The organism is Ruegeria sp. H3 (assembly GCF_056533095.1).
Genome location: NZ_JBQFOD010000002.1, coordinates 338,736 through 350,841 on the forward strand (window position 1 = coordinate 338,736; position 12,106 = coordinate 350,841).

16 protein-coding genes are annotated in these 12,106 nt (G+C 60.3%); 2 read left to right on the forward strand and 14 right to left on the reverse strand.

Annotated features, from left to right (window positions below; all coding sequences use genetic code 11):
- The 14 genes from ACR0JE_RS04290 to ACR0JE_RS04355 all read right to left on the reverse strand — a co-directional run bounded on the left by ACR0JE_RS04290 (position 1) and on the right by ACR0JE_RS04355 (position 9,490).
- Positions 1-663: a phage tail tape measure protein gene (locus tag ACR0JE_RS04290; RefSeq protein ID WP_480863206.1), complete on the reverse strand. Its 663-nt coding sequence runs from the start codon at positions 661-663 to the stop codon at positions 1-3.
- A complete protein-coding gene (locus tag ACR0JE_RS04295) occupies positions 650-859 on the reverse strand; it encodes a rcc01693 family protein (protein ID WP_480863208.1) in 210 nt (69 codons plus the stop codon). The genes ACR0JE_RS04290 and ACR0JE_RS04295 overlap by 14 nt, the downstream gene beginning before the upstream one ends.
- Entirely contained in the window at positions 856-1,176 is a 321-nt protein-coding gene (locus tag ACR0JE_RS04300; RefSeq protein ID WP_480546805.1) for a gene transfer agent family protein, read from the reverse strand. The genes ACR0JE_RS04295 and ACR0JE_RS04300 overlap by 4 nt, the downstream gene beginning before the upstream one ends.
- Before the next feature lie 4 nt (positions 1,177-1,180).
- The gene (locus ACR0JE_RS04305; RefSeq protein ID WP_480863210.1) at positions 1,181-1,594 is read right to left on the reverse strand and encodes a phage major tail protein, TP901-1 family; all 414 of its coding nucleotides are present in this window, start codon (positions 1,592-1,594) and stop codon (positions 1,181-1,183) included.
- Between the two features lie 20 nt (positions 1,595-1,614).
- Entirely contained in the window at positions 1,615-2,028 is a 414-nt protein-coding gene (locus ACR0JE_RS04310; protein WP_480546801.1) for a DUF3168 domain-containing protein, read from the reverse strand.
- Positions 2,025-2,363 (reverse strand): phage head closure protein, encoded by a 339-nt coding sequence (locus tag ACR0JE_RS04315; protein WP_480826798.1) that lies wholly within the window; start codon positions 2,361-2,363, stop codon positions 2,025-2,027. The genes ACR0JE_RS04310 and ACR0JE_RS04315 overlap by 4 nt, the downstream gene beginning before the upstream one ends.
- Positions 2,360-2,959 (reverse strand): head-tail connector protein, encoded by a 600-nt coding sequence (locus ACR0JE_RS04320; protein ID WP_480826796.1) that lies wholly within the window; start codon positions 2,957-2,959, stop codon positions 2,360-2,362. The genes ACR0JE_RS04315 and ACR0JE_RS04320 overlap by 4 nt, the downstream gene beginning before the upstream one ends.
- Before the next feature lie 175 nt (positions 2,960-3,134).
- Positions 3,135-4,313: a phage major capsid protein gene (locus ACR0JE_RS04325; protein WP_480542438.1), complete on the reverse strand. Its 1,179-nt coding sequence runs from the start codon at positions 4,311-4,313 to the stop codon at positions 3,135-3,137.
- 33 nt (positions 4,314-4,346) lie between these two features.
- Positions 4,347-4,904, reverse strand: a complete 558-nt coding sequence (locus ACR0JE_RS04330; protein ID WP_480863238.1) for an HK97 family phage prohead protease — start codon at positions 4,902-4,904, stop codon at positions 4,347-4,349.
- A 14-nt stretch (positions 4,905-4,918) separates the two neighbouring features.
- Positions 4,919-5,137, reverse strand: a complete 219-nt coding sequence (locus ACR0JE_RS04335) for a GTA head formation protein, RCAP_rcc01685 family (protein ID WP_480863212.1) — start codon at positions 5,135-5,137, stop codon at positions 4,919-4,921.
- The gene (locus tag ACR0JE_RS04340; RefSeq protein ID WP_480863214.1) at positions 5,130-6,293 is read right to left on the reverse strand and encodes a phage portal protein; all 1,164 of its coding nucleotides are present in this window, start codon (positions 6,291-6,293) and stop codon (positions 5,130-5,132) included. Before ACR0JE_RS04340 ends, ACR0JE_RS04335 begins: the two co-directional genes overlap by 8 nt.
- A 168-nt stretch (positions 6,294-6,461) precedes the next feature.
- Positions 6,462-7,112 (reverse strand): hypothetical protein, encoded by a 651-nt coding sequence (locus ACR0JE_RS04345; protein WP_480546787.1) that lies wholly within the window; start codon positions 7,110-7,112, stop codon positions 6,462-6,464.
- 88 nt (positions 7,113-7,200) lie between these two features.
- On the reverse strand, positions 7,201-8,487 hold the full coding sequence (locus ACR0JE_RS04350) for a DNA-packaging protein (protein ID WP_480863240.1): 1,287 nt from the start codon (positions 8,485-8,487) through the stop codon (positions 7,201-7,203).
- 535 nt (positions 8,488-9,022) lie between these two features.
- Entirely contained in the window at positions 9,023-9,490 is a 468-nt protein-coding gene (locus tag ACR0JE_RS04355) for an Lrp/AsnC family transcriptional regulator (RefSeq protein ID WP_480863216.1), read from the reverse strand.
- A 109-nt stretch (positions 9,491-9,599) separates the two neighbouring features.
- Between ACR0JE_RS04355 and phhA the strand changes: the two genes are divergently transcribed.
- Together phhA and ACR0JE_RS04365 are read left to right on the forward strand one after the other, a co-directional pair.
- A complete protein-coding gene (gene phhA / locus ACR0JE_RS04360; protein ID WP_480863218.1) occupies positions 9,600-10,400 on the forward strand; it encodes a phenylalanine 4-monooxygenase in 801 nt (266 codons plus the stop codon).
- Positions 10,401-10,730: 330 nt separating this feature from the next.
- Positions 10,731-11,993 (forward strand): DEAD/DEAH box helicase, encoded by a 1,263-nt coding sequence (locus tag ACR0JE_RS04365; protein ID WP_480863220.1) that lies wholly within the window; start codon positions 10,731-10,733, stop codon positions 11,991-11,993.
- The last annotated feature ends 113 nt before the right edge of the window (positions 11,994-12,106 follow it).

Consider the following 12,106-nt stretch of genomic DNA (forward strand, 5'->3'; position numbering starts at 1 on the left):
TTATCTGTTGCGATTGCCGCGGCCCAAAGCGCGGCTCATCTGTGCAGCGATCTGGCCCTGGCTGCGGCGGAACCCTTGAACATCGGGTGTTGAGATGTTCATGACTACGTTGACCGCACCCCCGCCGCCCGAACTGCGAACCCCTAGTTTTCCATCCGCCCCGCGCGCCAATGGCATGATGGCCTCAGGGCCCGCCTCGCCCATCAGGCCGGTGCCGCCGCGCATCGGAAAGGTTGTGGGGCCGCTGATCACACCGCCATTGGCAAAGGGCATCACCCGCCCCTGGCTGAAACTACCGCCATCGGCAAACGGCAGAAGCCCCTTCACCAAGCCACCAATCGTACCAGACAACAGCCCACCGAAATGATCTGTCACCGGCTTGATCGCAGCCGAGTAGGCCGTCTGGATCAGCGAGTTCTTCAGCACATCCAGTGCATCAGACAGGCTCTTGCCATCCAGCACCACACCATCAAAGGCTTTGCGCAACCCGCTTGACATCCCGCGTTCAAGCGTGGCGACATCCTTGCCTGTTTCTTCAAACGCAGCGCCGATCCGCTTCATCTGACTGTCAAAAGCCGCCGCCATGCTGGCCGCATCACTTAACGAGTCGCCCAGCGCCTCGCCCCGCTCCTGCAGGTCGTCAAACCCATCACGATCCGTCATCACGCTCTCCTTGTTCTGTGTCCGGATACGCCGCCAACAGCGCATCCAGCCCGGCCCGGTTCATCGCGGGCAGTCCGGCACCCTGCCCCAGCATCAGCCGCAGCTCGGCCGGGGTCAGACGCCAGAACTGATCCGGCGTCAGCCGCAGCCCGAGGAACCCGGCCCGCATCAGAACGGGCCAGTCAAACCCGCTCATGCGCCACCCGGCACCATGAAGGCCCGCGCCAGCAACTCAGCCGCAGCCCTTGCACCGGCCAAAGGGCCCCCTTCGATCTCGGCATGCATCACGTCAGTACGGGACACATCCGCCCCGCCGCCCCGCAGTCCCGCCACGATCAGCGCCAGCACATCGTTGCTGGAATAGCCGCCACCTTCGAACCGCTGGACCAGCTCAACCAATGACCCGGTGTCCAGCTCCTGTTCCAATTCCGCCAAAGCACCCAGCGTTAGCTTGAGTACCCGCCGCTCCCCATCGATGGTCAATGCCACCTCGCCCGTCCACGGATTGGCCATCGGATTACAGCGCGGTAAAGGTCAGCGCACCGGCGCTTGCCAAGCTCATCTCATAGGTCGCCTCGCCATTATGCGAGCCCGCATATTCGATGCCGGCCACCTGAAACGGCCCCTCGACAATGCCGAAATCGGGGATGATCACCTGGAAACCCGGTGTTTCACCATCAAAGAACAACTGCCGAGCACGCTCGTCCGTGCCTTCATCCTTGAAAACGCCCGAGCCCGAGATCGCGGCCGATTTGACCCCTGCCCCCGACAGCAGTTCGCGCCAGCCCCCCTGACTTTCCAGCGTGGTTACATCCACGCTTTCGGCGTTGAAACTGATCCGCGTGGCGCGCAGGCCCGCGATGGTTTCGAACAGGCCCGTGCCGTTCATATCCACTTTGACCAACAGGTCTTTTCCGTTCTGGGCAGCCATGTGCTCTCTCCGTTGATTGCTTAGTCGTCTTCCACGCGGGCGCGGAATCTCAGATCGATCTGGCGGATTGCACCGCCGGTTCCGGTGCGCCGGGCGCTGGCGCGTTCGAACCAAAGCCCCACTAGGCGGCCCCGATCCAAACTCAGCCCCACGCCGTCCAGCGCGTCACACACGGCACCGGCCAGTGATTTTGCGGCGCCAAATCCTGCGGCCTCGGACACAACCGAGATCGTGAACCGGTGCAGCGCACCTGCGCCGGACCTGTCCGACGCTTCGCGGACCTCTTCCGGGCCCAGCGTCACATAGGTGGTTGGAACCGGCCCAGTCGGCACCGCATCAAAGATTGCGCCACCAGATTGCGCGCTGACATCAGCGTCAGCTGAAAGCCGCTGAAACACCGCCGCCTGCAACGCGGCTGCTACGCCATAGCTCATGCCGCCACCTCTTCATCTGCGAAACAGGTCAGATACTGACCGCGCGGATCGCGATCCGCGACAGCGCGGATTACGAAACGCCGCGTGCCTTCGACAAAACGCTGATCCGGTGTTGGCCTCATCGACGATCCCTCGGGCGCGCCCCGCACCACAATGCGATAGCCCACCCGTGATACCGGCACCCCTGCGATGGCCCGCTCGGACCCGCTGCGCGCCGTAACCTCTGCCCAAATCGTGCCCAGCACCGCCCAGGTCTCAACGAACCCGCCCGCACCATCGGCCGAACGATCCGGCGTTTCCAGCACCAGCTTGCGGTTCAGACGAGGCGCTGTCATTGCGCCATTCCCGAACCAAAACGCACCATACGGTACCGCTGTATCAGGCTGGTGACCCCAAAGGGCATACACCCATCGCTAAGCGACGTCTCATCGCGGTATTCGTAGTAATGCGCTGCTAGCAGCAGCACCGCCTGCCCCAGATCGGCAGGCAGGCTATCCCAACCTGCAGCCATACCGGCAGTTAAGGCAATCTTCACCGATCCACCCGTTGGAACATTTGGCAAAGACGTTGCCGCAGGCCGCAATCGGGGGCGCTGACTATCACGCTCCAACCGATAGATGCCGGCATCAAGATCAGTGTCCATTCCGGTCGCATCTGTCATTGTGACCGCATCAATTGCTGAAACCGGGGCCACGGGCAGCACTTCGCCCGCCGGGTCGCGCCAACAGCTCAGGCTCCAAAAAAAGGCGCGCTCGATCAGCACTTTGCCAGTTCTGGCCTCGATTGCCGCAATGGCCGCACGCAGGAACCCTTTCAGCACCTCGTCCTGCACATCGCGCTCGGCAAACCCCGTGCCCATCCGCAAATGCGCTTTGAACTGATCCACCGGCAGCGTCGCATCCGCGATAGCGGTCTCTTCGATCAACATCATCCATTCACTCCGCAATCTCGGACCCCTCCGGGGCCGTAGTCTTGAAAATGACGGGCACGCGCCGCCCCACGTTGCTCGGACGGAGGGGAGCAGCTAGACAACGCGGGGGATCTCACCCCGGCCCGTACCCGCCGCCCGAAGGACCGGTCGCCCGGCCCCCCGGATCCGTCACCGCTCAGGCGGTGCCGAATTTCAGCAGCTTGATCGCGGCAAAGTCGCTGACATCACCACCCACACGCTTGGTTGCGTAGAACAGGACATGCGGCTTCGCGCTGAACGGATCACGCAGCACGCGCAGATCGGGACGCTCGGCAATGGTGTATCCAGCCTGGAAATCGCCAAACGCGATCGAGAAGCTGTCCGAGGCGGCATCCGGCATGTCCTCGGCGATCAGAACCGGATAGCCCATCAGGCGCGCAGGCTCACCCGCAGCTAGGCCATCCGACCACAGGAAGCGGCCATCGCTGTCTTTCAGCTTGCGGATCAGACCAGCGGTTTTCGAGTTCATCACGAAGGTGCCATTGACGCGGTACTGCGCGCCCAGCGCATAAACCACATCGACAATCGCGTCCGCGTCGATACCACCATCAATGCCGGTGGCAACATATCCAAGGCTGCCCCATGACCAGCTATCATCCGGCACGGCGCGGTGGATCATCAGGCCCTTGGGTTTGTCGACGCCATCGCCATTGATAAACGCCGCTGCTTCGGCACGCGCGAACTTGTCTGCAATGCGACCGGCCAGCCAGCCTTCGACATCAAACGCGCTGTCATCCAGCAAACGCTGCGAGGCTTTGGGCAATGCGCTCAGCTCATGCAGCGGGATCGAGATCCGGTCAATCGACGGTGTCCCGGTTTCTGCCGTCGCCGAATTCTCATCGGCCCAGCCGGCACCCACATCCGTATGGTCGATCAGCACATCGAACGAGTTCGCCTCGACATTCACGACCGAAGCAATCGAACGGATCGATGCAGTTGAATTCAATACCGATTTGATCGCCTCGGCGGTCTGCGGATCAACCAAATACCCGCCTTCGCTGTTCACAGCGGTCGACAGCGATTTGGCCTCAATCTCCAGCCCGCGCAGCCCGTCATCTTCGCCGGAACGCACATAGGCATCAAAGGCTTTCTGATGCGGAGCACCGTCCTCGTTCGAGGCCGCAAGATGCGGGCGTGCCGCGATGGTTGATTTTCGATCCAGCATGGTCAGTCGCTCTTCTGTCTGTTGCAGTTTGGTTTTAACTTCAGCCTTCAGGCCCTTGAATTCATTCACGAAGCCAGCCATCGCCTGCTTCACCTCCTGAACCAGGGGCGCACCCTCTCCGGTCAAGGCCGGGGTTTCGGTCTTGCTCATCAGCACTTCCTTTTTGGGTGGGTTTGAGGCGCGCTAGGTCCGCGCCAGCTCCTGCCGGGCGTGGTCAAACACCTCGGCAATATTGCGCCAGGTGTTTTCAGCTTCGGGGTCGCTCCCCTTCGCCGCCACCCGCGCACTGGGCAGCATCGGGAAGGTCACCAATGACACCTCCCACAGCTCCAGCTCGGTCAGGACCCGCTGGCCCTTGTCATTCTTCACAGCCCGTTTCGTACGATAGCCAATCGACAGGCCGTCCATCGCGCCCGCCCGGATCAACTCGGCTGCCTCACGACCCTTCTGCGTGCTTTCCAGCAGACGTCCTTTGACCCACAGGCCCTTGTCGTCTTCGCGCACCTCGTCCCAGACACCGATAGGCTGCGCCGGGTCGTGCTGCCACAGCATCTTGACACGCTGTCCAGCGGCCTTGAGCCCTTCAAGCGAGCCGCGATACGCCCCGCGCCGCACCACATCGCTGCCCTGATCAACTTGCCCAAACAGGCTGGCATAGCCCTCGATCACCGCGTCATCGGTCACCGACAAACCATCGCCAAACCGCGCGAATTTGTGTTCCAAATCCATGAACTTCTCCATGTAACCCACTGAACTCATGGCGTTACCACCAAGAGGGACTGAAAGGCTTGCGCCAAGATCACCGCCGCCACGCCGTAGACCGTCAGCCACAACCGTTTCTCCAGCCGCTCCATCATCTCTTCGATCTGATCCAGCCGCCGACACAGATGTGCGTGCTGGATTTCCGCCACCCGCTCATGCGCGGCCAGACGCAGGCCTGGCGCGCATTCAAACGGAGGATACCCCTCAGTCATCTGCACGCTCCGGCAACCCCAGCAACGCGCGCTTCTCGGCGTCCGTCAGGAAATCGGCCCCAATGACCCGCGCCCATTGCGCGTCGCGTTCCGCTGACAGCGCCGGGACCTGATCCAGATCGGGCTTCAGCACTAAGTCCTCTCCGGAGTAACCCGATAGCCACTCCGACACCGCCGCCGCCACCCGCGCCACCAGAGGCAGCACGGTCAGGCGATAGAACGCCCGGTTGGCCTCCTGATAGTTCGAATAGGTCGCGTCGCCTTGGATCCCCAGCAACATCGGCGGGACCCCAAAGGCCAGCGCGATCTCGCGGGCGGCGGCTTCCTTGGTCTTTTGAAACTCCATATCGGACGGAGAGAACCCCATGGGCTTCCAATCCAAGCCCCCTTCCAGAACCATCGGTCGCCCGGCATTCCGCGCGCCCCGATAATTCTGCTCGATCTCATCGGACAGACGCCGGAACTGATCCTCGGCCATCACCCCATGGCCATCGCCACCTTTCCAAACCAGCGCTCCCGAAGGCCGCGCCGCATTGTCGAGCAGTGATTTCGACCACCGCGACGCGCTGTTATGCACATCAATCGCCATCGCCGCCGCCTGCATTGGCGAGAACCCGTAATGGTCATCCTGCGGGTGGAACGACTTGATATGGCAGATGTTTTCCGCTGCAAACCGATGCTTTTTACCGCCCACCGCGTAATCATACGCCTTGGGCCATCCATCCGCCCCGGGCACAACGCTCATCCGGTCCGAGCGCAACACATGCAGCTCAACCGGCAGGCCTTCTTCAGCCTGCACAGCCTCAACATAAGCATTGCCCGACAACAGCAGCTGACCGAACAGAGCTTCCATCAACTCCGCCCGCCCCTGCGCCGCATTCGGACGGCGCATTAGCGACAAAATCGGGTGCACGTCATAGCGCTGCGCCTGATCCTGCAGCACCAAAGGCAAAGCCGCCGCCGCCTCGGCAATCAGCTTGACCGAGCGAAACCCCACCGGGTTCCCCGAAAACCCCGTCCGCGTCAGCGACACCGCATCCCGAGGGCTCCACGCCACGCGCCCACCCGTCTGCCACGCCACCACAGGCCCCGCCGCGCTCGCCTTCGCCTCGGGGGCCTCGCCAGCCGATCCACGACGCAAGAAATCGAATACCATCTGTGCTCCTTTCTGCCGCCGCTCTGCCCGGCTTGTTGAAAGGAGTTATGATGGAAAGAAGTTTAAGCCTCGGGAATGAGGCGTACGGGAGTTGGGCAACGGTGGTAACAGGACGAGCAACAAACCCCTAAAATTCCAACGGCCCTCTAACAGAAATGACCTTGGAGATCAGGCGTCGTTAGCCGCCTTTCGATCCTCTGCACAAGACCTTATCATCACAAGCAACTGTTCTGAGTTTGCCAGATAGTCCAGGAAAATCGGTTGAACACCACGATCAAACCGTTCCGGATGACCTGGATGCGACAAACCAAACCCTAGGAATTGAACCTGTTGTTCTGAAAGCAGGGTTCCTACCCTTAGGGACGGATAAGGCCGGGTAGGTAGAACCTCGTATGGAAATGTTTTTGAATGTTCGCACGAAACGACAAATAGCCGGGTGCCAAGCCTCCAGTTTCTTCCCAAACGACAGATGATTACACGTGTATCGGTCACGTAGTAGATTAAATTGCTCAAAACGAACTGGCGCTGAGAGGCGAGGTAGGCCGAAAACGAAAGCAAGGCTACCGTTGCAATGCCATACACAAACAGCGCCTTAAATCGACCGAAGCGTGCATCTGGGTCAGCATCAATTAATGGTAGCGTTGCCCAAAGCGCAATAAGTGCCACCAGAATAAACACTTGCAACTTCTGTTCTTCGCCTACAGCTTGAAAAAACTTCAAGCCAAAACCCGGACGTCCTGACCAAAGCAAGCGCTCTTTTGGAGTCAGAATTTCTTCCAGATCAGGCGCACGAAGAGCAGTAACTGAAACGAATGACATGCGATTTTCCATACCGCGCGTAAGCCCCTGAAACCAGATAAAATTGGTGTAAGACGCATCAGCAACCACACACCAAAGAAGTAGCGTTTCACAAACTCCGCACCCTCGGCCTTCTAAACACCCCCGCAGGCCCCACGACCAGTTCATGCAGCGCCCAGACCAGAGCATCAACCCGGTCGGGCGAGCCCTGCCCCTCGAACCCGCGCGCGGTCATCTGGCACATCTGCTCCTCCAGCGCGTCCAGCCCGGCCACATGGCTCACCCGCCCTTGCTCATATAAAGCCGCCACAGGCTCGGCCCGCGCGACCTTGCCGCGTGAGGCCCTCACCGCGCGATAAGGGACCAGAGGGTCCACCTGCCGCACCACCTCTTCCACCAGTTGCCCGCCCTGATTGACCTCGGCCACCAGCCGCTCGGCCCCAAACTTGTCCATCGCGTCAATCGCCGCCTGCGCCCAGCCCGCCGGGCCAACGCCCTGCACCGTCCGGTCAGCCAGCACATAGGCCCGCCACGCCTCGGGCGGCCCCTGTAGCTGAGCACCCACGACCACGATCCCGCAAGCATCCGCATCCGACCCCGCCGTCACCGCCGGGTCCAGCGCCACCACGACGCGATCCAACGCGGGCACCTGCGCACAGCGCGCCGCCTCTAGCATCGAACCGGTCCACAGCGCGCCTTCGGCATCCGACAGCAGCACCCCGTCCAATTCCTGCCGTCCCAGCCGCGTGCCCGCATAGCGCGCACGGACCTCCTGCAAGAACGACTCCGCCAGATTGGCCCGGTTCGCTTCGGTCGGCGCATGGGTCTGCACGGTGGACGGAGACGCCAGCAAGTCCTTCAAAACCTTCACATTGCGCGGCGTGGTCGTCACACAGACCCGAGGACGATCCCCCAACCGCAACGCAAATTGCAGCATGTCCCAGGTCTCCCCAGCCTTTTTCCACTTGGCCAACTCATCCACCCAGGCCGCATCGAATTGAGGGCCGCGCAACCCCTCAGGATCATGCGCCGAAAACGCCTGCGCCTCGGCCCCGTTGGGCCAGATCAGCTTGCGTTCCGATGCCTTCCACGTAGGTCGCCGATCCGGCGGCGAGCACTGCAATATCCCGCTATCGCCAAAGATCATCACATCGCGTACCTGATCAAAGGTCTCACCGACCAATGCCACACGACAGGCCTCGCCGCGCTCCAGCGGCAAAGATCCTTCAACCATCGACCGCACCCATTCCGAGCCTGCGCGCGTCTTGCCCGCCCCGCGCCCGCCCATGATCACCCAAGACCGCCAGTCGCCCTCAGGTGGCAATTGATGCGGCAGCGCCCAGAACTCGAACAAGAAAGGGAGGGCGCACAGCCCCCCCTCCCCGATCTCACTCAGAAATCTGTCCTGCACCGCAGCAGGCGCGGAGGCGAGCCAGCCTGCACCCGATCTCAGATCGTGCCCGATCAAGGTCGAGCGCGTAGCCCCCTTGGGCAATTCCGGCTTGTCTGTGATGTTGTTCGACAAAGCTTGTCTCCACTTTCTGGCAACTGCGGATCAGCCCCTCTAACTGCCCGAGTTGCTTGGCTGAACCAGCAAGATCTGCATCCTCCCCGGCCCCAATTTGCTTGCGCAGGTCTTCCGCCGCTTGCCGCAAACTGCGAATGGACGCCTCAAGCGACCGCAACAAATCGGCCGTTTGGGAGATCCGCTCTTCCGGGGTAATTAACGTCATGTTTGCTTGTGACCTCATGCGTGAGTTTTCTCCGCACGACAGAAACGAAAAACGGCCGCCGGGTCGCCCCGGGGCCGCTGCCCACTTCTTCTAGCATGACACAACTTATACGCGACACCGCACGTAAAGTCAATGTTCCGCGCAACGGCCCGCAACACCCAACGTATCGAAATCGTTAATTTTTCTTAAGATTTAGGCTTACAAGATCGGCAAGGGCCCACGCGTCTTGGTCTGACGCAAAACAAAGTTGCTGCGCGTGTCGCGTACCAGCCCTGATTTCAAAAGCCGCTGCATAATAAAATGCTCCAGATCTTCGGGCGTCTTCGCGTAAACCTTGAGAATGAAATCATGATCCCCGGTGATCGAGGCGCACTCAACAATCTGCGGCTCTGTCTCAACCAGGCGAAGGAACGAGGAGATGCTGTCTTCCTGATGATCCTGCAAGGCGACATGTATATAAGCTATCGCGTTCAGGCCCACCGCCTTGGCTGTGACTTGCGCGCGATACCCCGATACGACACCCGCAGCTTCAAGATCACGAACCCGCCGCCAGCATTGCGACGCGGACAGGCCGGTTCGCTCAGCCAATTCCTGCATCGACAGACGGCCCCTGACCTGCAGCTCCTGCAGGATTGAAATGTCCGAGGATTGAAGTGTTTCTTTCACTTTTGGCTCTCTTATGAATTGTTCATCTCAATTATGGCGAGATTTCCACGAATTTCAAAGATTTTTCTTGGCACGACACCTCTAGACTCGTTGTAGGAGGATGCCCGAGATGCCCAAATCTACCAAGTACACTGCAAAATGCGCCGATGCGCGGGGTCACATTGACTATTCCGCCGAGGAGGACGCTGTTTGGGCCGATCTCTATGCCGCGCAGGAACGGAACGTTCGCTGCTTCATGGCCCGCGAATATCTGGATGGGCTTCGCCGCTTGGACCTTCCCAAAACCAAAGTCCCTTCATGTGCTGACATCTCGGACCGACTGCTCGACATGACCGGCTGGCGGGTTCAGCCCGTTCCGGCCCTGATCGGTTTCAAAGAGTTCTTTGGAATGCTAGCCAACAAGGTCTTTCCCGCCGCATCTTTCATCCGCTCTCGCGAAGATTTCGACTACATCGAAGAACCAGATATCTTTCACGAAATCTTCGGACACACTCCCCTTCTCAGCGACCCGCGCTTTGCAGCGTTTAGTCACGCCATCGGAACGGCAGGAACTCAGGCAGATGCCTCCGACTACACTTGGTTGATCCGCCTCTACTGGTTCTCGATAGAGTTTGGCTTGCGCCGCCAGAACGGGCAAATCAAAGCGCTCGGATCTGGTCTTGCATCCTCGCCAACCGAACTGATTTATTCTGTGTCAAGTGATGTTCCCGACCGCGATCCGTTTGATGTTCTGACTATTCTGCGCACACCGTATCGGATTGACATGCATCAGATGGGATATTTCGTTTTGGACGACCCCGAAGAACTCTTCGCCGCTGCAGAACGTGATCTCCTTGCCGATGTGCATCAGGCGCGTTCGTTGGGCCTGCTTCCAAACAAGTTCCCGCCAAAGGTTACGGCTGCAGAATGAAGCATCGCAATCGGCTTGTTATCTGCGGTCAAACGGCCACTGGCCGGTAGTTCGCATGGTTCATGGCTTGACAATCCTCTCTCGACACCGCATGTGCCCCTCAAACAGCGCTGATGCGTGAGCACAGGCGGGCCTCACCCGCCCCACAGCGCCCTACCAACACTTCTCCAGTTCCCCTTCACGCAGGGTTCTTGATGCGACGGCCAGATAGCACAGGGTGCGCCTGTATATCCCGAGGTCACGCAAAACCCCTGCCGGTTGCGCGGTTGCCGCGCGACCTGTTTCAATTGCGCTCCTGCCAATGTGGCCCGGGGCCAAAAAGGATAGACATTGTTCGACTTCGATATGCTGGGCCTAGCACCCGCGCTGAACGACGCGCTGAAACGCGCAAACTTTTCTGAACCGACCCCGATCCAGAACCAAGCCATTCCATTGGCCCTGAACGGGCATGACATTCTTGGTCTGGCCCAAACGGGAACCGGCAAAACGCTGGCGTTTGGCCTGCCGTTGATTGATCACCTCTTGGCTCAACCGGGCAAGCCCGATCCCAAAACCGCCAAGGCCCTGATCCTTGCCCCGACGCGTGAGTTGGTAAACCAGATCGCCGACAGCCTGCGCAATCTGACCAGAAAGACAAAGCTGCGCGTCGCCACTGTTGTGGGCGGCCAATCGATCAACAAACAGATCGCCTTTCTGGCACGCGGCACAGATATTCTGGTGGCCACGCCCGGTCGTCTGATCGACCTGATGGAGCGTCGGGCCGTAGATCTTGGCGCTGTACGCCATCTGGTGCTGGATGAGGCCGATCAGATGCTGGACCTGGGCTTCATCCACGCGCTACGCAAGATCGCGCCTGCTCTGGGCACTCCGCGCCAGACCATGCTGTTTTCGGCCACCATGCCCAAACAGATGGAAGAGCTTAGCCGCGCCTATCTGACCAACCCGCAGCGTGTGCAGGTGTCGCCTCCGGGCAAGGCCGCAGACAAGATCACTCAGTCGGTGCATTTCGTCAGCAAGCCGGAAAAGCCCCGAAAGCTGCGTGAAATCCTGTCGCAAGATACTGATGCGCTGACGCTCGTCTTCTCGCGTACCAAACACGGGGCCGAGAAGCTGATGAAAGGCCTTGTCGCAGATGGCTACAACGCGGCCTCGATCCATGGCAACAAAAGTCAGGGGCAACGAGATCGAGCGATCAAAGCGTTTCGCGCCGGTGAAACTACAGTGCTCGTCGCAACGGATGTGGCTGCACGCGGGATCGACATTCCCGGCGTGGCCTATGTGATCAACTACGACCTGCCCGAGGTGCCCGACAATTATGTCCATCGCATAGGGCGCACCGCGCGGGCCGGGCGCGAGGGCGAGGCCATTGCCTTCTGCTCACCGGAGGAGGTCGACCTGCTGCGTCAGATTCAGAAGCTGATGAAAATCGACATCCCCGTCGCCAGCGGTGAGATGCCCGAGGCCGTCCAAATGGAACGCCCCGGTCGGCGACAAGGCAACAGACGCCGCAGCTTCAAGCCGAAACCTGCCAACGGGACGTCAAGGCCCTCGCAATCCAAGCGTCGGCGCCCCCGCCGCAAACCGGCAGCTTGATCGAGACAAAAAAACAGCGCCCTAGGCTCCAGACTCATTGATTTACAGCCAGAACAGTACGGTAGCTGCTAGAGCGATGGCCGAAAGGAATACCTTTGGGCATCTGTCATATC